Origin of the sequence: Parasediminibacterium schistidii, assembly GCF_046546515.1 — a bacterium.
Classification (GTDB): Bacteria; Bacteroidota; Bacteroidia; order Chitinophagales; family Chitinophagaceae; genus Parasediminibacterium.
Genome location: NZ_JBKHKJ010000016.1, coordinates 1 through 23,950, shown reverse-complemented (window position 1 = coordinate 23,950; position 23,950 = coordinate 1). Strand labels below are relative to the sequence as shown.

General features: G+C 40.7%; 23 protein-coding genes. 16 read left to right on the top strand and 7 right to left on the bottom strand.

The window, feature by feature from the left end; all coding sequences use genetic code 11:
- Window positions 1-135: 135 nt before the first annotated feature.
- The 6 genes from ACHFIY_RS10670 to ACHFIY_RS10645 all read left to right on the top strand — a co-directional run bounded on the left by ACHFIY_RS10670 (window position 136) and on the right by ACHFIY_RS10645 (window position 5,358).
- Window positions 136-1,371 carry a dicarboxylate/amino acid:cation symporter gene (locus tag ACHFIY_RS10670; RefSeq protein ID WP_410846079.1) on the top strand — a complete coding sequence of 412 codons (1,236 nt, stop codon included), beginning with the start codon at window positions 136-138 and terminating at the stop codon, window positions 1,369-1,371.
- Between the two features lie 114 nt (window positions 1,372-1,485).
- The gene (locus ACHFIY_RS10665) at window positions 1,486-2,181 is read left to right on the top strand and encodes a DedA family protein (protein WP_410846078.1); all 696 of its coding nucleotides are present in this window, start codon (window positions 1,486-1,488) and stop codon (window positions 2,179-2,181) included.
- A 59-nt stretch (window positions 2,182-2,240) separates the two neighbouring features.
- Window positions 2,241-2,465: a hypothetical protein gene (locus ACHFIY_RS10660; protein WP_410846077.1), complete on the top strand. Its 225-nt coding sequence runs from the start codon at window positions 2,241-2,243 to the stop codon at window positions 2,463-2,465.
- Complete coding sequence (locus tag ACHFIY_RS10655; protein WP_410846076.1) at window positions 2,458-2,886, top strand: PIN domain-containing protein; 429 nt, start codon at window positions 2,458-2,460, stop codon at window positions 2,884-2,886. The genes ACHFIY_RS10660 and ACHFIY_RS10655 overlap by 8 nt, the downstream gene beginning before the upstream one ends.
- A 68-nt stretch (window positions 2,887-2,954) precedes the next feature.
- On the top strand, window positions 2,955-4,178 hold the full coding sequence (locus ACHFIY_RS10650; RefSeq protein ID WP_410846075.1) for an MFS transporter: 1,224 nt from the start codon (window positions 2,955-2,957) through the stop codon (window positions 4,176-4,178).
- Between the two features lie 109 nt (window positions 4,179-4,287).
- A complete protein-coding gene (locus tag ACHFIY_RS10645) occupies window positions 4,288-5,358 on the top strand; it encodes a glycosyltransferase family 9 protein (RefSeq protein ID WP_410846074.1) in 1,071 nt (356 codons plus the stop codon).
- A gap of 354 nt (window positions 5,359-5,712) precedes the next feature.
- Here ACHFIY_RS10645 and ACHFIY_RS10640 read toward each other — a convergent pair whose 3' ends face one another.
- Complete coding sequence (locus tag ACHFIY_RS10640; protein WP_410846073.1) at window positions 5,713-6,744, bottom strand: LacI family DNA-binding transcriptional regulator; 1,032 nt, start codon at window positions 6,742-6,744, stop codon at window positions 5,713-5,715.
- Between the two features lie 157 nt (window positions 6,745-6,901).
- Complete coding sequence (locus tag ACHFIY_RS10635; RefSeq protein WP_410846072.1) at window positions 6,902-7,078, bottom strand: hypothetical protein; 177 nt, start codon at window positions 7,076-7,078, stop codon at window positions 6,902-6,904.
- Here ACHFIY_RS10635 and ACHFIY_RS10630 point away from each other — a divergent pair.
- The 5 genes from ACHFIY_RS10630 (at window position 7,077) to ACHFIY_RS10610 (ending at window position 11,423) form a co-directional block, all read left to right on the top strand.
- Window positions 7,077-8,066 carry a hypothetical protein gene (locus tag ACHFIY_RS10630; protein ID WP_410846071.1) on the top strand — a complete coding sequence of 330 codons (990 nt, stop codon included), beginning with the start codon at window positions 7,077-7,079 and terminating at the stop codon, window positions 8,064-8,066. The genes ACHFIY_RS10635 and ACHFIY_RS10630 overlap by 2 nt on opposite strands.
- Window positions 8,067-8,157: 91 nt before the next feature.
- Window positions 8,158-9,210, top strand: a complete 1,053-nt coding sequence (locus ACHFIY_RS10625) for an NAD-dependent epimerase/dehydratase family protein (RefSeq protein WP_410846070.1) — start codon at window positions 8,158-8,160, stop codon at window positions 9,208-9,210.
- A gap of 6 nt (window positions 9,211-9,216) precedes the next feature.
- On the top strand, window positions 9,217-10,281 hold the full coding sequence (locus ACHFIY_RS10620) for an NAD-dependent epimerase/dehydratase family protein (protein ID WP_410846069.1): 1,065 nt from the start codon (window positions 9,217-9,219) through the stop codon (window positions 10,279-10,281).
- A complete protein-coding gene (locus tag ACHFIY_RS10615; RefSeq protein ID WP_410846068.1) occupies window positions 10,247-10,687 on the top strand; it encodes a GtrA family protein in 441 nt (146 codons plus the stop codon). Before ACHFIY_RS10620 ends, ACHFIY_RS10615 begins: the two co-directional genes overlap by 35 nt.
- Window positions 10,680-11,423, top strand: coding sequence for a glycosyltransferase family 2 protein (locus tag ACHFIY_RS10610; protein ID WP_410846067.1), 744 nt, complete (start codon window positions 10,680-10,682; stop codon window positions 11,421-11,423). The genes ACHFIY_RS10615 and ACHFIY_RS10610 overlap by 8 nt, the downstream gene beginning before the upstream one ends.
- Before the next feature lie 47 nt (window positions 11,424-11,470).
- Here the strand turns inward: ACHFIY_RS10610 and ACHFIY_RS10605 are convergent, their stop codons facing one another.
- The gene (locus ACHFIY_RS10605; RefSeq protein WP_410846066.1) at window positions 11,471-12,421 is read right to left on the bottom strand and encodes a CPBP family intramembrane glutamic endopeptidase; all 951 of its coding nucleotides are present in this window, start codon (window positions 12,419-12,421) and stop codon (window positions 11,471-11,473) included.
- A gap of 36 nt (window positions 12,422-12,457) precedes the next feature.
- Between ACHFIY_RS10605 and pepT the strand changes: the two genes are divergently transcribed.
- Window positions 12,458-13,708: a peptidase T gene (gene pepT, locus ACHFIY_RS10600; RefSeq protein WP_410846065.1), complete on the top strand. Its 1,251-nt coding sequence runs from the start codon at window positions 12,458-12,460 to the stop codon at window positions 13,706-13,708.
- A gap of 236 nt (window positions 13,709-13,944) precedes the next feature.
- On the opposite strand, the gene ACHFIY_RS10595 is transcribed toward pepT, so the two are convergent.
- From ACHFIY_RS10595 to ACHFIY_RS10580, 4 genes are all read right to left on the bottom strand, one after another.
- A complete protein-coding gene (locus ACHFIY_RS10595) occupies window positions 13,945-14,520 on the bottom strand; it encodes a Maf family protein (RefSeq protein ID WP_410846064.1) in 576 nt (191 codons plus the stop codon).
- A 60-nt stretch (window positions 14,521-14,580) separates the two neighbouring features.
- Entirely contained in the window at window positions 14,581-15,522 is a 942-nt protein-coding gene (locus ACHFIY_RS10590) for a geranylgeranylglycerol-phosphate geranylgeranyltransferase (RefSeq protein WP_410846063.1), read from the bottom strand.
- Between the two features lie 320 nt (window positions 15,523-15,842).
- Window positions 15,843-16,082 (bottom strand): Fe-S cluster assembly protein IscX, encoded by a 240-nt coding sequence (gene iscX, locus ACHFIY_RS10585; RefSeq protein WP_410846062.1) that lies wholly within the window; start codon window positions 16,080-16,082, stop codon window positions 15,843-15,845.
- Between the two features lie 81 nt (window positions 16,083-16,163).
- The gene (locus ACHFIY_RS10580; RefSeq protein ID WP_410846061.1) at window positions 16,164-16,499 is read right to left on the bottom strand and encodes a 2Fe-2S iron-sulfur cluster-binding protein; all 336 of its coding nucleotides are present in this window, start codon (window positions 16,497-16,499) and stop codon (window positions 16,164-16,166) included.
- A gap of 319 nt (window positions 16,500-16,818) precedes the next feature.
- Here ACHFIY_RS10580 and ACHFIY_RS10575 point away from each other — a divergent pair, with 319 nt between their 5' ends.
- From ACHFIY_RS10575 to ACHFIY_RS10560, 4 genes are all read left to right on the top strand, one after another.
- Window positions 16,819-18,228: a glycogen synthase gene (locus ACHFIY_RS10575; protein WP_410846060.1), complete on the top strand. Its 1,410-nt coding sequence runs from the start codon at window positions 16,819-16,821 to the stop codon at window positions 18,226-18,228.
- Between the two features lie 393 nt (window positions 18,229-18,621).
- On the top strand, window positions 18,622-19,905 hold the full coding sequence (locus ACHFIY_RS10570; protein WP_410846059.1) for a glucose-1-phosphate adenylyltransferase: 1,284 nt from the start codon (window positions 18,622-18,624) through the stop codon (window positions 19,903-19,905).
- Between the two features lie 104 nt (window positions 19,906-20,009).
- The gene (locus ACHFIY_RS10565) at window positions 20,010-21,431 is read left to right on the top strand and encodes an MFS transporter (RefSeq protein ID WP_410846058.1); all 1,422 of its coding nucleotides are present in this window, start codon (window positions 20,010-20,012) and stop codon (window positions 21,429-21,431) included.
- A gap of 610 nt (window positions 21,432-22,041) precedes the next feature.
- Window positions 22,042-23,892, top strand: coding sequence for an alpha-amylase family glycosyl hydrolase (locus ACHFIY_RS10560; RefSeq protein ID WP_410846057.1), 1,851 nt, complete (start codon window positions 22,042-22,044; stop codon window positions 23,890-23,892).
- Window positions 23,893-23,950 lie beyond the last annotated feature (58 nt).

Sequence of the window (23,950 nt, the reverse complement as noted above, 5' to 3'; positions counted from 1 at the left end):
AGTTAACTGATATTTAGTGAAATAATAAGGTTAGCAAATTAATCATTTCTTTGGTTACTATTACATTTCTTTGAATAAAGGCATTTATAATTGTAGATATTTTTTAAACTTATATTGCCGAAAAACTGCGTTTTAATGAAATCGAACAAACTTACCCGCTCTATTTTAATAGCCATGGTACTTGGTATTGCTATTGGCTATGCTATCCACCAATTTGCTGCCCCTGATACCATTCTGGCTTTCTCAAAAAATATAAAGCTATTAGGTACAATCTTTATCCGCCTGGTAAAAACCATTATTGCACCGCTTGTATTTACAACATTAGTAGTTGGGATAGCCAAACTGGGCGACTTAAAGGCTGTTGGAAGGGTAGGGGGCAAAGCCATGCTTTGGTTTTTTTCTGCTTCGCTCATTAGTTTGCTCATTGGCATGTTGCTAGTAAATGTGCTACACCCGGGAAGTTATATAGACCTTTCACAAGCAGATAATTCAGGCCTTAAAGACCTTATGGGCAAAACATCGGAGTTTTCTTTCCAGAAATTTGTTGAGCATATTGTGCCTTCTAGTGCCATCGGTGCCATGGCCGACAATGAAATATTGCAGATAGTTATTTTTTCTATTTTCTTTGGTGTTGCCGCCGCTTCCATGGGCGATTATGCAAAACCTGCCGTTAAAGCATTGGATGTTTTTGCCCACATAATACTGAAAATAGTAAACTACATCATGAATTTTGCCCCTTTTGGGGTATTTGGCACATTGGCAGCAGTAGTGGCAGAGAAAGGCTTGGGTATTTTTCAGTTCTACTTTATTTATTTCTCGTATTTTGTATTTGGTATTGCCTGTTTATGGGCTTTCTTATTATTTGTAGGTTACTTGGTATTGGGCAAACGATTGGTTAGCTTATTAAAGCATATAGGCAACCCATTGTTGATTGCTTTTAGTACTACCAGTAGCGAAGCCGTATTCCCTAAATTAACAGAAGAACTGGAGCGTTTCGGTTGCAAAAGCAATATCGTGTCTTTTATCCTGCCATTGGGTTATTCTTTTAACCTGGATGGCAGCATGATGTACATGACTTTTGCTAGCTTGGCCATTGCTCAGGCTTATGGTATCCATTTAGATATTGGCACACAGCTTACTATGCTATTGGTATTGATGCTTACCAGTAAAGGGATTGCAGGTGTACCTAGGGCATCATTGATTATTGTGCTAGCCACTTGCTCTATGTTTAAGATACCCCCAGAAGGCGTTGCCTTGATATTGCCAATAGACCATTTCTGCGACATGATGCGTACTGCCACCAATGTATTGGGCAATGCCCTTGCCACAAGCGTGGTAAGCAAATGGGAGGGGGCGTTGGAGGGGGAGTAAGGTGTTCTCCATCTTTGTTTCTTGTTTTTTTGCGGAAAGTTTGCTGTTGATGTAAAGAAATAGAATAATTCATGTTTCTTTACATCCGCAGTATGCTGTACACAAAAATATTTTATGATTGATATTATCCTTGCTTTCCACATTCACGAATTGTTACAGCCCCAGTTTTATATAGATAATGGAGGCTTGTGGTTGTTGTTACTGATTATTTTTGCCGAAACAGGCTTGTTTGTAGGCTTCTTTTTCCCTGGCGATTCCTTATTGTTTGTTGCTGGTATTTTTAGTGATAAGCTTGCGGCTTATTTATACGACACGGGCAATAGCTTCCTTAATTTATTAATGATAATTGCCCTTTGTGCCATTGCTGGCATTTTGGGTAATGGGGTTGGGTATATGTTTGGAAAAAAAATTGGGCCAACCATGTTCCATTGGAACGATAATATTTTGTTTAAGAAAAAATACTTGCACCAAGCCCATGATTTCTATGAGCGATATGGCGGCGGTGCCGTGGTCTTTGCCCGTTTTGTTCCTATTGTGCGTACGTTTGCCCCCATTATTGCGGGTATTGTGGAGATGGATAAAAGCAAGTTTACTATATTCAATATCATAGGATGCATTGCTTGGGTAGGAAGTATGTTGGCTGGCGGGCATTATATGGAGAAGTTCTTTTTAGAGCATTATAACATAGATATTAAACTACATTTAGAAATAATCGTATTGGGCATTGTATTCATTACTACAGCCCCAGTATTATTAAAATTAATTTTTGGCAAAGCGGCATCAGTGCCGAAGAAGCCAGGTGAGCAGTAACCCATTTACTTGTTTTACGCAAAACTAATCCGTATATTTGATAACGAAATACAAACAGTATGTATAGAGAAATAACGGTGGTAAATGCACCTACTTATCAAATTGAAATCCCAACAGAATTGCAAGGCAAGAAAATAGAGATTATTGCTTTTGAAATTGAAAATAAGGACAGGGAACTTGTTTCAACTCTTACAAAATTAAGTTTCCTTGAGCGTACAAAGCACCTTAGTTTCAATTCCAATGGCTATAAATTTAACAGAGACGAAGCTAACGACTATGAGTAGTACATTTATCGACACGAACATATTGCTATATAGCATTGATGTTCGCGATACAAGAAAGCAAATAATAGCTGCCAATTTAATTGATACTGAACCCTTTATTTGCGCACAAAACATAAGTGAGTTAATAAATGTTTTGCTAAACAAGTGGAAATACCCTAAACAAAACCTTGAAATAATAATTGGGGAAATACTTGATAGTTGCTATTTGGCAAATACTAGCCAAGTTACCTACAAAAAGGCATTTGGCTTAATTAAAAGGTATAACCTGCAAATTTTTGATGCCATCATAGTATCGGCGGCATTAGATGCAGGGTGTAGTGTACTATATACCGAAGATATGCAACACGGACTGGTGGTAGAAAAGAAATTGAAAATCCAAAACCCTTTTTTAAACCAACAATACCTACCACTCACAAAATAATTCCCCCAAAAAAAGCTGGATTACTTATTATTGTCGCCTGAAACCTTTTATCAAACCGATTGCTTTATATGGATAAACCCAACAAATCTATTTTTACTATCGCCATCGTGGTAGCCGCATTGGGTTATTTTGTAGATATTTACGACCTGCTTTTGTTTGGCATTATCAGGAAGCCTAGCCTTGTTTCGCTTGGCCTTGCACCTGCGGAAGTGCTTTCGCAAGGTGAGAAGATTATTAGCATACAAATGATTGGCTTATTGATTGGTGGCTTTATTTGGGGCATAATGGGCGATAAAAAAGGCAGGCTAAGCGTGCTGTTTGGCTCTATCCTTTTGTATTCGCTGGCCAATATTGCCAACGGCATGGTGCAAACAGTGGACCAATATGCTTGGTGCAGGTTTATAGCTGGTATAGGGTTGGCAGGGGAATTGGGTGCAGGCATTACTTTAGTAAGCGAATTAGTGCCCAAAGAAAAGCGTGGTATTGCTACCTCCTTGGTAGCGGGCGTGGGTTTAACAGGGGCCGTATTTGCCTATTTTATGAAGCAAACCTTTCACGATTGGCGCATTTGCTACTATATAGGTGGTGGCATGGGTTTTTTGCTGCTGCTGCTGCGTGTTTCTGTATTTGAAAGCGGGTTATATACTGCTGTTAAACAAACCAATGTGCAAAAGGGGAATTTTCTGATGCTTTTCAATAAATGGGAGCGCTTTGTCCGCTACCTGAAATGTATTGCCATTGGGTTGCCCAATTGGTTTGTAATTGGCATATTGATTAGTTTCTCAGACAAATTTGCCCTTGAAATGGGCATCAAAGAACCAATAGACCCAGGCAAGTCTATCATGGTGGCTTATATTGGTATTTCAGTTGGCGACATTTTAATCGGCTTTATTAGCCAATGGCTAAAAAGCAGAAAAAAAGCCTTGTACATTTTTTATGGGCTTACCGTTTTGTTTGTTGTGCTTTATTTTATGCAAACCAATGGTACTGCTACAGGCATGTACCTTATTTGTACAGGTCTTGGCTTTGCCACAGGCTTCTGGGCTATTTTTGTAACCATGGGCGCAGAGCAGTTTGGCACCAACCTGCGGGCTACTGCAGCCACCACTATACCGAATATTGTACGGGGAACTTTACCGCTAATCATTTTATTGTTTAAATATTTGCGCCAAGCAACGAATTTTACATCTGGGGGTTCTATAACTGGGGCTATTTGTATTATAATTGGGCTTGCGGCTGTTTACTTCAGTACCGAAACATTTGGCAAGGACTTAAACTTTCTTGAAGTATAATGCTCTATAATGCCTACTAAATAATACGCTTTACCCCTAAACCCTTTTGAGGATGATATGCCTCGTGTTTTATTTAAAAATAAAAAAATATATTTAAGGGTTATATTCTATGGACATTACTAAAAGCGGGGAAGTGAATTTAAACATACAAAATACACAGAGACAAATAAAAATATTGGTTATACGCTTTTCGTCTATTGGCGACATTGTGTTGACTTCTCCTGTTATACGATGCCTGAAAAACCAAGTACCCAATGCAGAAGTACACTTTTTGAGCAAAGGGGCTTTTAAGGCAGTTACAGAAGCTAACCCTTATATTGATAAGTTTTTTTATTTCAATGGAAATTTAGATGCAGTAATTGCATCGCTAAAAGAAGAGCAATACAACTACGTTGTGGACTTGCATAAAAACTTCCGCACGTTTAAGATAAAGCGGGCATTGAAGTGCAAATCCTTTACATACAAAAAAGAAAGCCTCTCTAAGTTTTTGCTTACCAAACTGCATATCAATACTATGAGCGGCAGGCACATTACAGAACGCAGTCTCGATGCTGTTGTGCCACTTGGGGTAACAAACGATGGCATGGGGCTAGATTATTTTATACCAAAGCATGTAACAGTAGCACAAGACGACTTGCCAACCCAGCACCAGTTTGGGTATGTTGCCATTGTTATTGGTGCATCGTATTATACCAAAAAACTTCCTGTTGAAAAATTGCAGGAACTATGCACCAGCATCGATTACCCTATTGTGTTGATTGGGGGTGTGGAAGACCAGGAAGAAGGGAACGAGATAGCAAAAATTGCCCCATTTAAAATATACAATGCCTGTGGCAAGTTTAGCCTGCACGAGTCGGCATGGCTGGTTAAAAAGGCCAAGTTGGTTATTTCCCACGACACAGGGCTGCAATATATTGCCAGTGCATTCAATAAGAAGGTATTGGCTATTTGGGGCGGCACTTCCCCTAAATTGGATGTTGAGCCTTATTATGGCGAGCAATATTTGGGCAGTGCCATGCACCAGAATTTTATTGTACCAGGGCTTTCGTGCCAGCCATGCAGCAACTTTGGCACTAAAACATGCCCCAAGGGTCATTTCAAGTGCATGAAAGACCAAGATGTATTGAAAATAGGGGCAATTGCCATGCGGATGGTGGTGGGGGATACTATTGTAAACTAGTTACTAAGCACCACTTATTTTGCCACAAAGGCACGAAGGCTGAAAGTAACGCGAAGAAAAAAGATTTCATGCGTTGTATTTCTTCTGCTCTTAAAACTTTGTGACCCTTTTTGATTTCGTGCCTTTGTGGCGAATTGCTTAAATTATTAAAGAAATTGGCACTTCACAATAAGCTTCCGCTTAAATGGCTGAAAACATAATCAAAAAAGCTGCTGGTTGCTCATGATTTTTGCAAAGTAAATTTTAATGGGTTGGATTCAACCGAAGGCTTTGGCTACCTAGCCAACCCATCCTCCTTTGGCAGCATCACTTTATCACTTACAATAGCATTAGCGGAAACCCTGTATATAGGTATTATTTACGGCTAACCGTTTTTTTAGCGGAAGACTGGCGGATAATTAGTGTGGAGGGGATAATTTGCTTTTGAGGCACATAACTTGTTTCTGCTTCCAAATGATTCAGCAATATATTGATTAGCTGTATGGACATTTCCTCAATGGGCTGTGCCACTGCCGTTATGGTTGGCTGATGCACACGGAAAAGGTCGTTGTCGTCAAATACTACCATGCCCAAGTTTTTACCTAATTTTAAGCCTATTTTGTTAATAGCTTCCAAACCGCTTACCGCCAAATAGTTGGTGCCAAAATAAAGGGCATCGGTACCTGGATTGTTTTTTAATAGTTGCTCTATTTGCTCAACTGCCAATTTCTCGTGCCTATTGGCGTAAGCTATTTTTTCTATCAAGAAAGGTTTTTCCGCATCTGACATTGCTTTTTCGTAACCATCTAGCCTTTCTTTCATTTGGCTTTGGTTAGAATCTAAAGTAATAAAAGCAACATGCTTATAGCCTTGTTCTAGTAGGTGATTGGTTGCATTGAAAGAACTTTCAAAGTTGTCCATCCCTACATAACTAACATCCAATCCTTCAAAATGACGGTCAAATGTAACAACAGGGATGTTTTCCTGTATTAGCGATAATATATCTTGCTCAATATTCTTGGGCGGAGTAATGATATAGCCATCCACGTTGCGGTTGCGGAATGTGTTGATTAATTCTTTTGTTTTAAGGGTATCGTTCTTGGTACTGCAATAAAGAATTTTGTACCCTTTGTTGTATGCAATTTCCTCAATATGCCCTGCCACAGTTGCAAAGAACACATCCGCAATATCTTCAACCATCAGGCAGATAATCTTCGTTTTGCCCGAGCGTAGGCTTTTGGCTAATTGGTTAGGGTTGTAATTGTGTTCCTTGGCAAATTTTTTTACTTTTTTTTCCAACTCTTCGCTAATGCGTTTTTCCTTGGCCTTGCCATTGAGTATGTACGATATGGTAGCAGTAGAAACATTCAATTCTTTGGCCAAGTGCTTGATAGACATTTTTTTCATGCGGAGATAATATAAAATTCAGGCTTAGGTTACGAAATTAAGTCATAAATACTTTTAAGTTAGTAAAACTATTTTTAAATACAAGCATGAAATTTCATTCCCAGTTTATCTCTATTTCAAACTATAAAAACTTTAACTGTTTATCATTATTATTGCACTAATTCATCGGGTAATAACAATCAATAATAATGAAAGGACTAGTTACTTTTTTCCTTGGCAAGTACTTTACGCTATTATGCCCCATTGCTATTATTTTAATCATACATATTTTTTCTGCACCTGCATATTTTGCTTTGTCGCCCAACTGTGTTACTTGCCCTACTTGCTGTAGCATGCAGGAAAAAATAAACAGAAGGGATCATCTTTTAGAAACCGTAAGCAATAAATATGAAGGCTCTACACACATGGCTAAAACAGAATTTAGGCTCACTGCGCCCTTTCTGGCTAAAATATTCAACATAAAAACCAAATGGGGCATTTATATCCTTCAATTAATAGCTGGCTTTTTGTTTTTTGGCTTCCTTACAGTGTTACTTTTGCTTCTAACCAACGACAAAGGCATTACTTTCCTATTTGCAATGGCATTTGGCTTTATATATCCTGGCTATTCCTTTGTTGCCGAAATGGAAGGCTTTTTCGATTCTTTTGCTTTCCTTTTCCTGCTTATTGCCATGCTTGACATCAATATTATGTTTATAGCCTTAGCTTTCTTCTTTGCATTTTGGACAGATGAAAGGGCTATTTTAGCGAGTTCGCTTGTGCTTTTTTGGTGGCAGTACCAACAAAATGTAAAAACAAAAAAATCTTTTTTTCTGCCTGCCTTGCAATCATTTGCTTTTGGTTTTAGCTTATTTATATACTTGCTTTTGAGGTGGTACTTGATTTTGCACTACGGGTTTAAAAATCAATTTGCAGGTGCTGGACTTACTGTGCTTGGTTATACAATCAATTATGCAGGTATTGTTTTTTGGCAAGCATTCGAAGGTTTTTGGCTATTTTTGCCTATTGCACTGTATCAGCTATATTGCTCAAAAAAATACCTAATAGGCATTGTATTTATCATGCTCAATGCTGCTTTGTTTTTAGGGGCACTTACTGTTATGGGCATTACGCGAAGCATGGCATACATCTTTCCATCCATCATAATCGCCTTTTATATAGCAAAAGAGTCCTTTGAAGTTACCGAATTAAAACGACTCATGGCTATTGTTTTACTTTTTTGTTTTGTTTACCCATCCTATTCTTTTATAGTTGGTAAAGGACCTCATCCTTACAACCCTATATATATGCGAGCTACTAAGAAATTGTTGCATATTGATTAATTAATAAGAACATTCAATCAACTTCTTGGTAGTTATTACACGACTCTAGGAACTAAAATATTATTTTACAGCATACTTATTTGGCTTTTATATGAAGAAATTACTTGTTACAGGGTCATCAGGCTTAATAGGCTCGGAGGTTTGCAAACATTTTGCACAACTAGGTTGGGAAATACATGGGGTTGACAATAACCAAAGGGCAGTGTTCTTTGGCCCGCATGGCGATACCCGCTGGAACCAGTCAAGGCTAGAAAGTACCATTGCCAACTATAAGCACCATGAATTGGATATTAGGGACAGGGCTGGCGTGATTGCGCTTATTGCTAGTGTGGCACCAGATGCCATTGTGCATACAGCAGCACAGCCTAGCCACGACAGGGCTGCTGCCATACCTTTTGAAGATTTTGACACCAACGCCGTTGGTACTTTCAATTTGCTGGAAGCTACTAGGAGGTACAATACCAGTGTGCCTTTTGTGCACATGAGTACCAACAAGGTGTATGGCGATGCACCCAATGAAATAGCCATGACAGAGCTGGAAAAACGCTACGACTATGCAGACAGCCAGTATGCAAACGGCATACCCGAAAGTTTTAGGATAGACCAAACAAAGCACTCTTTGTTCGGGGCTTCTAAAGTGTCGGCAGATATTTCTGTACAGGAATATGGCCGTTATTTCAACATGCCAACGGCATGCCTTCGTGGAGGCTGCCTGACTGGTCCTAACCATACCGGGGTAGAATTGCATGGTTTTTTAAGCTATTTGATCAAATGCAATCTTGAAGAAAAAGAATATACCATTTTTGGCTACAAGGGCAAGCAGGTAAGGGACAATATACACTCCTACGATGTGGCAAGGTTTGTTGAGGAATTTATTGCTGCGCCAAGGATTGCAGAAGTATATAACATAGGCGGCGGCAAGGAAAATACTTGTTCGGTTTTGGAAGCGTTTGACATAATTTCTGACCTAAGCGGAAAACCAATGAAATACAGGTATGATACCACCAACCGCATTGGCGACCATATTTGCTATTATAGCGATTTGAGGAAAATGAAAGAGCATTACCCAAATTGGGGCATTACTAAGTCGTTGCAAGAAACATTTGAGGAAATTTACGAAAGCTGGGTAAACAGGATTAAATAATAAAAAATGCGGATATTAATAACAGGGGGATGTGGCTTTGTGGGATCCAACTTGGCCATGCTATTCAAAACCCGTTACCCATCGTACGAAATTGTTTGTTTTGACAACCTGAATAGAAGAGGTTCCGAGCTGAACCTAAGAAGGCTGCTAGAAAATGGGATACAATTTGTGCATGGCGACATCAGGCATAAAGACGATTTAAAAAGAGTTGGCCAGGTTGATTTGATTATTGAAGCCGCAGCAGAACCTTCTGTCTTGGCTGGTGCCGGCGGCGACATTGAGTATTTGATAGATACCAACCTCAATGGCACTATCAATGCCTTGTACATGGCCAAACTGTGGAACGCAGGTTTTGTATTTTTATCTACCAGCAGGGTATATCCTTATGACCAGTTGGAAAAAGTAAAATACACCATTGGGGATACCCGTTTTGAAATTGCAGGCAACCAAACCATTGCCGGTATTACAAAAGATGGGTTAACCGAAGCCTTTCCTTTAGAAGGGGTACGTTCCTTGTATGGCGCCACCAAGCTTTCCTCAGAATATTTAATACAGGAGTTCTGTAAAAATTTTGGGTTAGATGCGGTTATTAACCGTTGTGGCGTGCTTACTGGCCCTTATCAAATGGGCAAAATAGACCAAGGGGTAGTAGTGCTTTGGATGGCAAGGCATTTTTGGAAAGGCAGCCTAGGCTATATTGGCTTTGGTGGCGAAGGGCTACAAGTAAGGGACATGCTGCATGTAAGGGATTTGTTTGAATTGTTAGACTATCAGGTAAAAAACCTGAAAACATACAAAGGCGAAATTTTTAATGTGGGTGGCTCAATAGATATAAGCGTATCGTTAAAAGAATTGACTGGCTGGTGCGAGAAAATAACTGGCAATACCATCCCTATAAACAAAGTAGCAGAAAACAGGCCAGCAGACATACCTATTTATTTAACAGACAATAGTAAGATAACTGCCGCCACAGGATGGAAGCCAACCATAGGAACAGAACAAATTTTGTCAGAAATATACCAATGGATACACGCAAATGAAAAAGATTTACGCCCTATATTATCAAGTTAGCCAATTGGTTTTGCAACCAGATTTCCTGAAATTTATTTTTTCAGGATTACTTTCTGTTGCTATTGAGTTTTTTTTATTGATAATATTGGTCGAGAAATTCAAGCTTAGCGTTTTCATTTCCAATTCCATAGCATTTATTATTACCAACATTTTCAATTATTTGCTCAGCCGCCTCTGGGTGTTTGGCAAAAGCCATAGGCGCATTCGCCACGAAGTATTTTTGTTCTTTTCCACAACGGCAGTAGGTCTTTTAATTAATCAGGCAATTATGTGGTGCTTGGTAGATGCTTACCACCTAAACTATAAAGTAGCCAAGCTATTTGCAATAGTATTAGTGGTAATATGGAATTTTTGGAGCAAAAAATTCTTGGTTTTTTCAACCCCTCAAAAGAAACAGCATGTTTAAATTAAGCATAGTCATCCCTGCTTATAATGAAGAAGGTTCTATTACTGAAACAGTTCAGGCATTGTATGACAAGCTGCTTATAGAAAATATTGACCATGAAATTGTTGTTGTAAATGACAATTCAAAAGATAATACCGAAAATATTTTAGCAGGCTTAACCCAAACAATCCCTACACTGGTTTATTATACAAACAAAGGCCGCAATGGCTTTGGCTATGCCATCAGGTATGGGCTAGAGCGTTTTACCGGGGAATGTGTTGCTATTGTAATGGCCGATTTTTCCGACAGCCCAGACGACCTTGTGAAGTATTACAGGACTATGGTAGAAAAAGACGTGGACTGTGTGTTTGGTTCCCGCTTTATAAAAGGCGGCAAAGTATATGACTATCCAAGGGTAAAATTAATTATCAACAGGATAGCCAATAAAATTATACAATTTAGTTTTGGCATCAGGTACAACGATTCTACCAATGCCTTTAAACTATACAAAGCAAAAACAATAGAAGGCATCAAGCCTTTTTTAGCGCCGCACTTCAACCTAACCATAGAATTATCGCTGAAGTCGATTGTAAGGGGGTATTCTTATGCAGTAGTACCTAATTCTTGGTACAACAGGAAGGCTGGCACCTCTAAACTAAAAATAAGGGAAATGGGCAGCAGGTATTTGTTTATACTATTGTATATCTTGATTGAAAAATATTTTTCAAGAGGCGATTTTAATAAAAAATGGGACTGATCCTTATTATTTTAAATTTTGAATTTTAAGTTTTGAATTAGAGGAAGCTAGTCTACACTATCTTCAACAACTGGCGTTTCTTCCTCAGTCAAAACTACTTCCTCTGTTTTTCCTTTATCATTCTCTAAAGCCCAAAGTATCCTGTAGCCATACTTCTTTTCAAAATAAATAGTTAGTAATGCAATAACAATTACTTGCAAAATAGCTGCAAAAATAGAACCCTCAAATCCAAATGAGCCGCCTGTAATTAAATCTGGCCCATTGGTATAAGTGCGTAAAAAGCCTTGCTCTACATCCACACCGCTTACATGGTAGCCCAAAACCGTGCCTTGAAAAAAATTCCATCCAAAATGGAAAAAAATAGCAAACCACAGGTTTTTTGTGTAGATATAATTGATACCTAGCAAAATACCCGCAAGAAATATGTTAAGCCCTGCCAAAGGCGTAATTTCTGGGTTGCTAACGTGCATTAAGGTAAACAATATTGCAGATACGAACAATGCTGGCCACCTATTCATGCTTTCCATCATGCTATTTAGTATATACCCTCTTATTATTAATTCTTCTGAGAAAGCTACAATAACATAAAACAAAATAGCCACCATAACATTCTGTGCATCAAAACTAAAGCCCCTGATAGTAAGATTGCCCCCAAGGTACAACAAAAAAGTACCTAGCGAAAGCGTGGCAACTGCAACTACAAAACCCAACAAAGCGTCTGAACCAAAACCCTTCCAAGACAAGCCAAGTGACCCAACCGATTGCCTATCAATTACCCGCCTGAAATACCAAAGACAAAACAAGAGGCCGATATTGTTTACCAAATAAAAAATCAATGTGCCTATCAATGTGCCCCTAAACGTTATAGTACCGCCAAAAATGCCTCTTTCTATTATCTCGCCAGTAATTGTGGCAAAAATGCCACTTATTACAAGCCCAACAAAAAAGAAAACCAGTGCCCTTAACCAGCCCTGACGTATATGTAATGAACTATCCATGGGTTTATAATATAATATTGTGGCAAAATAATACTAATGTTTGATAATTACAAGTTTATTGCAGTAGATTTTTTCTTAACGTATGTCCAGATAGACACGCAAAGCAATCCCGAATGCCATAGCCACCCTTCTACCGAGAAACAAAAAGACTTATCAAAATTGCTGGTAACCCAACTTTTGGGGATTGGCATCGCAGATGCGCATACTGACGAGTATGGTTATGTATATGCCACCATACCCGCCAATACCTATAAAAAAGTGCCAGTTATTTGCTTTTGCAGCCATGTGGATACTGCGCCAGACTGTAGCGGCACCAACGTAAAGCCCATCCTTCATAAAAAATACGACGGCAGCGACATTATATTGCCTGACGATGCCGCGCAGGTAATTACCAAAGAAAAATACCCTTATTTAAAAGAACATATTGGTTTTGATATTATCACAGCTAGCGGCAAAACACTGCTAGGTGCAGACGATAAAAGCGGCGTGGCCATCATCATGGACATGGCCAACTTCCTGATGAATAATGCCGATGTAAAACACGGTACTATTAAACTGCTATTTACACCTGATGAAGAAATAGGTGCTGGCACTGCCAAACTAGACATGAAAAAATTAGGTGCGGACTTTGCTTATACACTTGACGGCGGCGAGGCTGGCACGCTGGAAGACGAAACATTTAGTGCCGATGGCGTAACTATAACCGTGAATGGCGTGATTGCCCACCCGGGGTATGGCAAAAACAAGCTGGTTAACGCCATAAAAATTGTTGGAGAAATTGCGGCGGCATTGCCTACAACCGAGTGGAGCCCAGAAACAACAGAAAAAAGAGAGGGGTTTGTGCACCCTGTACAGATAACAGGCATTGCCGAGAAAGCAAACATTTCTTTTATTGTTAGGGATTTTGAAACAACCCGCCTTGTAGAACACGAGGCAAAACTGAAAGCCATTGCAGAAAAAGTATTGGCGAGCCACCCCCAAGCAACAATGGCATTTGAGATAACAGAACAATACCGCAACATGAAAGAAATATTGCAGCACCATCCCTATATCACGGCTTATGCCGAGGAAGCATACAAAAAAACTGGGCTAACAGTGGTAAAAGAACCCATCCGTGGCGGTACCGATGGCAGCCGACTAAGTTTCATGGGCTTGCCCTGCCCTAATATATTTACTGGTATGCAGGCTATACACAGCAAGCACGAATGGATTGGTGTAAAAGACATGGAAAAGGCAGTGGAAGTATTAGTAACCCTAGTACAAATATGGGAAGATAAAAGTGTATAATTTTTTTATTTCGCCACAAAGGCACGAAAGCAAAAAGAGGCACTAAGAAAAATAGGAAAAAGAAATAAGCAAACATTTTGTGTCATTTTACATTCTTTTATATGTAGTTTTAGTGCCATTCGTGCATTTGTGGCACATTTCATTTTATCCGATGGGCTATACCCATCGCTAGTATATATCACCCCTTCGGGCCTTGAGGGTTCACGGATTTTAAACCTCGGTCTTTCGGTCAACTGTTAACGGTCAACCTTTCCCAATTCCCTCACCACCCTGCTTACAGGCAAGCCCATCACATTGTAAAAATCACCTTCTATTCGTTTAATGCCCACTACCCCTATCCATTCCTGGATGGCGTAGGCACCCGCTTTGTCGTAGGGCTTGTATTTTTCAACATAAAAAACAATCTGCTCGTTGGTGAGGGGGTGGAAAGTTACATAGGTAATATCGGCAAATGCAACTTCCTCAGCACCTTTTAAAATAACCACGCCTGTTATTACGGCGTGTTTTTGGCCTGACAGCGATTGCAAAATGCGTATGGCATCTTCCCTGTCTTTCGGCTTGCCAATAATGGTGTCTCCCAAAACAACCACGGTATCTGCCGCTAGTATGGTTTTACCAATATGCTGGGGAAGGCCTTCCCTAATGTATTTGCTTACTGCAATGGCTTTTTCACGGGCTATGAATACAGGCACATCTGCGGTAGGCAAATGCGGTGGGTATTGCTCGTCTGTGCTTTGCACAACAATGTCAAAAGGCACTTCTGCCCACTCTAACAACTGTTTCCTGCGTGGGGATTGGGAAGCTAAAACCATAAATAATTAGGAATTAGGAATGATGCGGTATATGTTCCACTTACGACTTACCACTTATGACTAACTGTATATTTTAAAAAACACCATCGATAAAATGCCAGTGAGCATTACTATTTTTATTAAACTACTGATAGCATGATAATCTTTAGGTGTTTGGGCTTTGAATAGCTTCTTGAACACTATTACCAACGGCACTACCACCACCAATATACAATACAAGGAGAAAAACCACCAACCAAACTGTATAGCATAAAACTGGAGCAATACCAGCATGGCTATTAAAACTACTAGCCATACCGCCACAAATACCTTGGTGGCATTGATGCCCCAAGCAATGGGCATGGTGCGGCAACCATATTTCCTGTCGCCCTCCACGTCTTCCATGTCTTTTACGGCTTCCCGTATCAGGTTTACAATAAATGCAAAACCACCATACAATATGGTATAGCGCAGCAGTTTTTGGGTATTTACAAGTCTATGCTGCAATAGCAACGTAAACTGGTCGGCCTCGCAGCAAGTAACTGCTACAATAACCCAGGCCAGCAAAAAAGCAATCATTACATTGCCTACTAATAATTTTTTCTTTAGCGATAGGGAATACACAAATAAAAATATGCCATTCACCAAATTGGCAAAGCCCAAAAAATGTACATGCGTTTGTAAATCAACATAAATGCCAATCAATATGCTGGCAACCGTAAAACAAATATGGAACACGATAGCCCACCGCCTGCCAATATACCGGTCAATCACTACTTTGTCTGGCTTGTTGATCTGGTCTATGTTTAAATCGAAATAATCATTGATAATATAGCCCCCAGCACCCACTAAAACATAAGAAAGGATTAAAAGGAAGATGAACTGCCCATGAATATGTGGCTGCACGTTAGCCGCTTGGAAAATGGGCGCAACGATGCAATAGATAAACATCCACTGCGTTAACACAATAAAAAGCAGGTTACTCCATCGTGCCAGGCGAAAAAAAGCTACTATTGTTTTCATTTGCGTGAAACACTGATTGTGAGATTGAAAGCGTTGTGCTTAGAAGAAACATTAGGACACCTTACTGTTTTAAGTGGAGGCTTAACCGCAAAGCACACAAAGTTTTTTCGCAAAGAAACACAAAGGAAAGGGCTTTAGGTAAAAACGTTCCACTTAAAGAACACAAAGAACAGTGCAGATTAACTACTATAGGAAATTCATTCATGCAAAGAGGAAATAAAAACTTTTCGAAAAAGCTGCATGGTTCTGAACAACTTACATTGAATGGTTTTTATTAGTACTTACTTATGACTAATAACTCATCATTCATAATTCATAACTCACTTTTGGTTATCCCTCCACTCGTACACCCATTTGCTTTGTATCATTTCCAAGTGGCCCTCGGTGCTTTGTGCTTTTGTACCTTCGAAATTGGGTATTTCCAATACCCAGGTGAGCAAATCTGTAAAACGTACCCTGTATATTTTGCCTTCGTTAAAATCGTCGCCAAAGCGCTCGTACAATTTCATGGCAATATCTTCGTGGTCGCTCCAGTGTATAGGGGGTTCAAAATGACTCATAATTACTTTCTTTTGTTCAGATGCACAAACAACTAAACATAATTTAATTCAAAACTTAAAATTTAAAACTAAAAACAACCATTACTCTCCTAAAAACTGGGTTTGGTCGGGCAATAAAATGTCTATTGTGCCAGAGCCGCTTTGCAACACGCATTGGCAGCCTAGGCGGCTATTGATGCGTGGGTTTACTGCCCTGTCTATAAAATCTTCTTCCTTGTCAGACAGTTCAGCAATGCTGTCATCCCCTCCCTGCACATACAAATGGCAGGTGCTGCAGGCACATACCCCGCCACAATTGTGGTGCAGTTCTATATCATTGTCCAATAATATTTCCAGTAGGCTATCCCCATCCCCAATGCCCGTGAGCGATACGGGGGCTACGCCTTTTTGCTCAAATTGTATATTGATCGTGTACATGCTCCTAAATGGTTATAAAGCGGCAAAAGTATCTTAAAAACCCATTGCCCACGGCCTTTTCATTTACCAATAGGGGTAAAGTGGTGAGGAGTGAGTGATGATGAGTCAATAGTGAGGAAAATGATAAAGAGGGGAAAGGGTTGGGTTTATTATTACACTTTTGCCAAAAGCTTTGGAATAGAGGGAAGAAAATCTTATACCCTCTATTTCAAAACCCACAAACAATAATCATAATTTATCATGCAATTGCTTTTATTCATGCCACATAAACCCTACATTTACACCCGAATTTCAAGGCTAGAAAAACTTAAAATATAGTATGGAGATAATTCACGTAAGTGCCGAGTGCTACCCCGTTGCAAAAGCGGGCGGACTGGGCGATGTAGTGGGTGCTTTGCCCAAATACCAATGCAAGGCAGGGCATTTTGCCAAAGTGGTGATGCCGATGTATAGGACGAAATTCCTGTACAATAACGAGTGGGTGGTTGACTTTAAAGGCAGTGCCTCAATAGGCATTTACAACTTCAACTTTACCATTATCAAGGAAAAGACAAACAAGCTAGGCTTCGATTTATACCTTGTAGATATACATGGCTTGCTAGACCGTGAAAAAATATATGGTTATAGCGATGACACAGACCGCTTTATTGCCTTCCAAATAGCAGTGCTTACTTGGCTAAACAGTTGGCAACACCAGCCGCATATCATTCATGTGCACGATTACCACGCAGGGCTAATACCCTTTATGCTAAAAAACTGCTACGCTTTCAGGAAGCTGGCATTTATAAAAACAGTACTCACCATACACAATGCCCAATATCAAGGTAATATGGGCTGGGACAGGCACGGCCTAATACCTGAATACGATAGCTACAAATGGGGCGACCTAGACTGGAAAGGCCAGATAAACCCACTAGCCAGTGCCATTAAATGCGCTTGGGTGGTTACTACGGTAAGCGAGAGTTACATGGCCGAGCTTCGCTATAAAAGCAACGGCCTAGAAGCCTTGTTTGAATACGAAAAAGGCAAATGCAGGGGCATACTAAACGGTATAGACAACGAAGTGTGGAACCCAGAAACAGACCCTTACCTAACCAATAAATTTTCGGTGAAAGGCGTTGCCGCTGGCAAGAAGAAAAACAAGAAAAAAATATGCGAGGAATATGGTCTGGACGAAAACCTGCCTCTGTTTGTATTTATAGGCAGGCTGGTGGGCGAAAAAGCCGCAGATATATTGCCAGGTGCTTTCCACAATGTGCTGTACCACCAACATGGCAAAGCTTGCTATATGATTTTGGGCAGTGGCGAGAAGGCTATTGAAGCCGAATTGGCAAGTATTACTGCCAGTTACAAAGGCTTTTACAATACACAAATAGGTTACGACGAGGCATTAAGCCATAGGCTATATGCCGCAGCCGACTTTTTGCTAATGCCTAGCCGAGTAGAACCTTGTGGGCTAAATCAAATGTATGCACTACGTTATGGCACCGTGCCAGTTGTACGCAGCACAGGTGGGCTTCAAGACACGGTAAAAGACATGGGTGAATGGGAAGGCTTTGGCATAAGGTTTAATAATGCTACTGTGAGCGATATTGCCCATTCGGTATATAGGGGAATTGAGGTTTATAAAAATAAAACCCATATGGACTGGATGCGCAAATACATGATGCGCATAGACCATAGCTGGGAAAGCGTGGTTGAGCAATACACAGAGGCCTACGGCAATTAAGAATTATGAATTATGAGTTTGAAAAGCAAAAGCGATTTGTGATTAGGTTTCCGCTTTCCACTCGTTGGGGCTAGAGCATATACACACATGTTTTGGTCTTTTAGTTTAACCCAAATAGATAGCTGCAAGGAAAATTTATCATAAAATCACTTGCATTTTGTCAACCTTTGGCTCCCCTCTCCTTGGGAGAGGGGTTGGGGGTGAGGTCATCATGGCTTCAATCAATTAATCATCAGTATATTTTTAACTAAAAATTTTCCTTGTTTAAATGACAAAAACAACCTTTAAATATTTATTTTTACTTTATGCTTCTTCACAATACATTTGATAATAACTTGCGTGTTAAAATGTATCGATTGCTAAAAAATTCATTGAAAAAATAACCTAAGTTCTATGGTCTCTTTAAGCAAAACTGTTGTTGCAGTAATTCTTGGTGGCGGTGCCGGTAGCCGCTTGTACCCTTTGACTGCATCCCGTTCAAAACCCGCAGTGCCTATTGCAGGTAAATACCGCTTGGTAGATATACCTATCAGCAACTGCATGAACAGTACCATCAACCGTATGTTTGTACTAACGCAATTTAACTCTGCCTCGCTAAACAAGCACATAAAAAACACCTACCATTTCAGTGCTTTCAGCACAGGGTTTGTTGATATTTTGGCTGCGGAGCAAACGCCCGACAACCCAGGTTGGTTCCAAGGCACGGCAGATGCAGTACGGCAGTCGCTTAGGCATATTTCAAACCTCGAGTTTGAGCATATCCTGATATTAAGCGGAGACCAATTGTACCAGATGGACTTTGCAGCCATGATTGCAAACCATGTTAAAAAAGGAGCAGACATTTCTTTGGCTACAATCCCCGTTGACGAAAGGGATGCACCAGAATTTGGTATCCTTAAAAGCGATGAAGATAATTTTATTACTTCTTTCATAGAAAAGCCAGCCAAGGATGTATTGCCAGACTGGGTTAGCGACACAGGCGCACACATGCAAAACCAAGGCCGCAACTATTTGGCATCCATGGGTATTTATATTTTCAACAAGCAAATATTAAATACCTTGTTGAAAGATAGGCATCCCAACGCTACCGATTTTGGCAAGGAAATTATTCCTAACTCTATCGTAGAGTTTAAAGTAGCCAGCTACCAATACGAAGGCTACTGGACAGATATTGGGAATATTTATTCTTTCTTTGAAGCAAACCTTGCTCTTACGCAAGACATACCTTCGTTCAACCTGTTTGACAATGACAATGTAGTATACACCAGGGCTCGTATGCTGCCACCAGCTAAAATAAGTGGCACTACATTGGAAAAAACAGTAATTGCAGAGGGGTCTATCATCAATGCTTCCCGCTTGGAAACCTGCGTGGTAGGTATCCGCTCACGCATTGGTTATGGCACCACAGTGGTAAGCTCCTACATCATGGGCAACGACTACTACGAAACCATAGAAGTGATGGAAGAGAATATCAGCAAAGGCATACCAAGGATTGGGATTGGCGAACGCTGCTATATAAAAGATGCGATAGTTGACAAGAACTGCCGTATTGGTAATGACGTGCGCATCATTGGCGGCAAGCATTTAGAAAACACAGATCATCCACTTTATAGCGTGAAAGATGGCATAGTAGTGGTGAAAAAAGGGGCTATTTTGCATGATGGGTTTGTGGTGTAAAAGCTTGTTATCATACTTTTTTACAACATCCTGTTTCAGGATGTTTTTTTTCTTTACTTTCGCATTGTGTACAAAATACACATTAAACGATTTAAACGATTGCTATGGCCGCTTCTTCCCGCGCTGGTACTACTGCTGGCATATTGCCCAAGCCTAAATTGACTTTAGGGCAAATTTTCACTATGAGTTTTGGTTTCCTTGGCATCCAGTTTGGCTTTGCCCTGCAAAACGGGAACACCAGCAGGATACTACGCTCTTTTGGGGCAGACGTGGACCAGCTCCCGATGTTCTGGATTGTAGCCCCCTTGGTAGGCATGATAGTGCAGCCATTGATTGGCCACTATAGCGACAGGACATGGACACGCCTCGGCAGGAGAAAGCCTTATTTTCTTACAGGAGCCATATTATCCTCGTTGGCACTTATTTTCCTGCCGAACTCTGGCGGCACAGCTAGTGTAGTACCCGCCCTGTGGATTGGTGCAGGTATGGTAATGGTGTTGGATGCTTCGTTCAATGTGGCCATGGAACCGTTCAGGGCATTGGTGGCAGACAATTTGCCAGATTCGCAAAGCACGGTTGGCTTCTCTATACAAACATTCCTCATTGGCTTGGGTGCAGTAGGCGGGAGCGAATTGCCAAAATTTCTAAGCAACCATGGTTTTAGCAAGGAAGCAGGTCCAGATGGTGTGGCTGACAATATTAAATATGCCTTTTACATTGGGGCAGTCGTTTTCATGGCCGCTATTTTGATAACCGTTTTTTTCTCGAAGGAATACGCACCAAAAGAATACAAGCAATACCATGGGCAAAACGAGGAGGCAGACAAAGCAGGCGTAAGCGAGATATGGAAAGACTTTGCCAAGATGCCAAAGACCATGAAGCAACTAGGGCTAGTGCAGTTTTTTACTTGGTTTGCATTTTTTAGCATGTGGGTGTTTACTACCGATGCAGTTGCCACCCATGTATATGGCCTTTCTGGCGACTATAGCAAAAGCGTTGCGTATAATGATGCTGGCAACGAAGTAAGCTCCGCTTTTGGGATGTACAATCTAGTAGCTATGTTTTATGCTTTGTGTTTGCCCATACTGGCAAAGTTAATCGGCAGGAAATCGACACATGCGCTTTCGTTAATTGCGGGTGGTGTTGGTTTAATATCTATTTATTTTATCAAGGACCCTGCCATGCTGAAATATTCCATGGTGGGCGTAGGGCTTGCATGGGCAAGCGTATTGGCCATGCCTTATGTAATACTTTCTGGCTCTATCCCGGCAGGCAAACTGGGTATTTACATGGGGATTTTCAATTTTTTTATCACCCTGCCACAGATTATCAATGGCTTGTTTGGCGGGTGGATCGTAAAACACATCTATGGCAGCCAGCCTATTTATGCAGTAGTGCTAGCTGGCTTTTTCATGATATGTGCCGCTGTTTGTTGTTTATTTGTGTATGATGCGGGCGACATGCGGAAGAGTCGCAAGGCAGTATTGCATACGGATGGATTGACCTCAACCCCCGTTCTCTCCTAAGGCTACTGTGCATACACAATTCCCCTCTCGAGGGGGTGGCCAAAGGCCGGGGTGGTTTCTTAGCAGGGTATTCGGCTATTTTACTTGAAGCGAAAGGCTCAACCGCAAAGATTCGCAGAGCTATTTACGCAAAGAAGGCGCAACGGGAGAAAAGAAAAGGTAAAACGCTTCGCTCAAAGGCAGCAAAGAATAGGCAAAGCCGCTACATTAGACACAAAAGACATTTATTAAAGGCACTTTATTAGACAAAAAAAGATGTGTCTGCATAGTAGCTCCCAAGAGCTAGGGTATATAACATATCTTTTTTTAGGTTTTTTAGTGTAAGCAAAATAGATAGATGCAAGGTAAATCTATCTAAAATCACTTTGCTTTTTGTCGGAGGATGGCTCCCCCTCGCCTTTGGAGAGGGGGTTGGGGGGTGAGGTTTACATGCTAGAGGGCAACACCTGCCTCAATAGGAGTTGTGTATATACGCTAGCTCCTCGGAGGGGGTTGGGGTGGTTTTTAATATTAAGGATAATGCAAATAGCAAAATCTTGAAATGTACTGGGCGTATTCAATACGCCCTTCTACGGAAACGTGATTAATTATCTACTATAATAATATTATTATGAAAAAATATCTTCTTCTCACATTGCTCACCACTTACCACTCACTACTCACTTATGCCCAGTATGCCAAGGTAGAGCCAACAAATTGGTGGGTGGGCATGAAGTGGAACAAAGTGCAGTTGCTAATAAAAGGCGACTATGAGGGGTTTAGCAAAGAAAAAATAACCATCAATTATCCCGGCGTAAGCATTGTAAAAATTAACCAGCTAGACAATAGCAAATATATTTCTGTGGATATAAGCATTTCCCCTGCTGCCTTGCCAGGGGATGTGCCGATTGAATTTAGCAAAGACGGCAAAAGCCACACGGTAAAATGGCCGTTGGAAGCAAGGAGAAAAGGGAAAGGAACTACTTATGCCCAAGGCGTAACATCATCTGATTTTATTTATTTCCTGATGCCAGACCGTTTTAGCAATGGCGACGAAAGCAACGACAAAGTATCCGGCATGAGGGACCAAAGCCTGAACAGGGATTCTATTTATTTGCGGCATGGTGGCGATTTTCAAGGCATTATTAATCACTTGGATTATATCCAAAGCCTTGGCGCCACTACCCTTTGGATGACGCCTGTACTAGAAAACGATATGCCCAATAGGACGGAGCATGGCTATGCTTTTACAGACCATTATGCCATAGACCCACGCTATGGCGGCGCAAAAATGTACAAGGCGCTAAGCGATTCCCTGCATAAAAGGGGCATGAAACTGATACAGGATGCGGTGTACAACCATGTGGGCAGTTACCACTTTACCTTCTTGAATCAACCAACCAAAGATTGGTTCCACCAATGGCCTACTTATACAGGCACCAGCTTTAAAGACCAGCCTTTGTTTGACCCGCATGGGTCTAAAAAAGATGCAAAAATAACTTCTGACGGCTGGTTTACCCGTGAAATGCCCGACTTGAACCAAGGCAACCCTTATGTGGCCAACTACTTGATTCAACATGCTATCTGGAGCGTTGAGGAATTTGGCGTTGATGGCTGGCGCATAGATACCTACATATACAACGACCTTCCTTTCATGAACAGATGCAACAAAGCACTTACGGACGAATACCCCAAAATGACAATGTTTGGCGAAACTTGGGTAAACGGCGTGATAAACCAAAGTTATTTTGTTGAAAACAATTTAAACGTGCCTTTCAAGAGCAATCTGCAAGCACCTGTCGATTTTCAGGTATTGTTTAGTGGCATTCAGCCAGCAATGGTAGAAAAATTTGGCTGGAACGATGGCGTTAGCAAACTATACACCACTTTGGCACAGGACATCATGTATAAAGACCCAATGCGGAACGTCATTTTCCTAGACAACCACGATATGACCCGCTTTTTTAGTTATGTGAAGGAAGATGTTGCCAAGCAAAAAATGGGGTTGGGCTGGCTCTTTACTTGCAGGGGTATACCGCAGATGTATTACGGTACAGAGATACTAATGAAAGGCGAAAGCAACCCAGATGGCTGGGTGAGGCTAGATTTTGCAGGCGGCTGGAAAGGTGACAAAAAAAGTGCTTTTACTGATGAAGGCCTTACACAAGACCAAAAGGACGTGCAGGCACTAGTAAAAACATTAGGCAATTTCCGCAAGCAGTCCAGTGCTATTAAAACAGGCAAGCTAATGCAGTACCTACCAAAAGATGGCTTGTATGTCTATTTCAGGTACGATGCCAAACAAACCATCATGTGTATTATGAACACAAGCGATAAAGAACAAACTGTAAATTTGAATGATTTTACAGAACGCACAAGTGGGTTTACAAAAGCAACAGATATTGTAAGCGGCAATACTATTACAAGCAACCAATTTACCATACCAGCACAGAAAATGTGGATACTGGAGTTGGGGAAATAAGTTGTAATCAGGGTTGCCAACCTTCAAAAGGTTTGCAACCCTGATTACAAAGGCTTAT

Excerpts from the sequence above, each read along its gene's own strand:
- ACHFIY_RS10560 (WP_410846057.1), top strand. The coding sequence starts at position 22,042 with ATGAAAAAATATCTTCTTCTCACATTGCTCACCACTTACCACTCACTA.
- ACHFIY_RS10595 (WP_410846064.1), bottom strand. The coding sequence starts at position 14,520 with ATGGTTTTAGCTTCCCAATCCCCACGCAGGAAACAGTTGTTAGAGTGG.
- ACHFIY_RS10670 (WP_410846079.1), top strand. The coding sequence starts at position 136 with ATGAAATCGAACAAACTTACCCGCTCTATTTTAATAGCCATGGTACTT.
- ACHFIY_RS10635 (WP_410846072.1), bottom strand. The coding sequence starts at position 7,078 with ATGCTACAGCAAGTAGGGCAAGTAACACAGTTGGGCGACAAAGCAAAA.
- ACHFIY_RS10645 (WP_410846074.1), top strand. The coding sequence starts at position 4,288 with ATGGACATTACTAAAAGCGGGGAAGTGAATTTAAACATACAAAATACA.
- ACHFIY_RS10570 (WP_410846059.1), top strand. The coding sequence starts at position 18,622 with ATGGTCTCTTTAAGCAAAACTGTTGTTGCAGTAATTCTTGGTGGCGGT.
- ACHFIY_RS10580 (WP_410846061.1), bottom strand. The coding sequence starts at position 16,499 with ATGTACACGATCAATATACAATTTGAGCAAAAAGGCGTAGCCCCCGTA.
- ACHFIY_RS10655 (WP_410846076.1), top strand. The coding sequence starts at position 2,458 with ATGAGTAGTACATTTATCGACACGAACATATTGCTATATAGCATTGAT.
- ACHFIY_RS10615 (WP_410846068.1), top strand. The coding sequence starts at position 10,247 with ATGAAAAAGATTTACGCCCTATATTATCAAGTTAGCCAATTGGTTTTG.
- ACHFIY_RS10630 (WP_410846071.1), top strand. The coding sequence starts at position 7,077 with ATGCAGGAAAAAATAAACAGAAGGGATCATCTTTTAGAAACCGTAAGC.
- ACHFIY_RS10620 (WP_410846069.1), top strand. The coding sequence starts at position 9,217 with ATGCGGATATTAATAACAGGGGGATGTGGCTTTGTGGGATCCAACTTG.
- iscX (WP_410846062.1), bottom strand. The coding sequence starts at position 16,082 with ATGAGTCATTTTGAACCCCCTATACACTGGAGCGACCACGAAGATATT.
- ACHFIY_RS10575 (WP_410846060.1), top strand. The coding sequence starts at position 16,819 with ATGGAGATAATTCACGTAAGTGCCGAGTGCTACCCCGTTGCAAAAGCG.
- ACHFIY_RS10650 (WP_410846075.1), top strand. The coding sequence starts at position 2,955 with ATGGATAAACCCAACAAATCTATTTTTACTATCGCCATCGTGGTAGCC.
- ACHFIY_RS10590 (WP_410846063.1), bottom strand. The coding sequence starts at position 15,522 with ATGAAAACAATAGTAGCTTTTTTTCGCCTGGCACGATGGAGTAACCTG.
- ACHFIY_RS10640 (WP_410846073.1), bottom strand. The coding sequence starts at position 6,744 with ATGAAAAAAATGTCTATCAAGCACTTGGCCAAAGAATTGAATGTTTCT.
- ACHFIY_RS10605 (WP_410846066.1), bottom strand. The coding sequence starts at position 12,421 with ATGGATAGTTCATTACATATACGTCAGGGCTGGTTAAGGGCACTGGTT.
- ACHFIY_RS10660 (WP_410846077.1), top strand. The coding sequence starts at position 2,241 with ATGTATAGAGAAATAACGGTGGTAAATGCACCTACTTATCAAATTGAA.
- pepT (WP_410846065.1), top strand. The coding sequence starts at position 12,458 with ATGTTTGATAATTACAAGTTTATTGCAGTAGATTTTTTCTTAACGTAT.
- ACHFIY_RS10610 (WP_410846067.1), top strand. The coding sequence starts at position 10,680 with ATGTTTAAATTAAGCATAGTCATCCCTGCTTATAATGAAGAAGGTTCT.
- ACHFIY_RS10625 (WP_410846070.1), top strand. The coding sequence starts at position 8,158 with ATGAAGAAATTACTTGTTACAGGGTCATCAGGCTTAATAGGCTCGGAG.
- ACHFIY_RS10665 (WP_410846078.1), top strand. The coding sequence starts at position 1,486 with ATGATTGATATTATCCTTGCTTTCCACATTCACGAATTGTTACAGCCC.
- ACHFIY_RS10565 (WP_410846058.1), top strand. The coding sequence starts at position 20,010 with ATGGCCGCTTCTTCCCGCGCTGGTACTACTGCTGGCATATTGCCCAAG.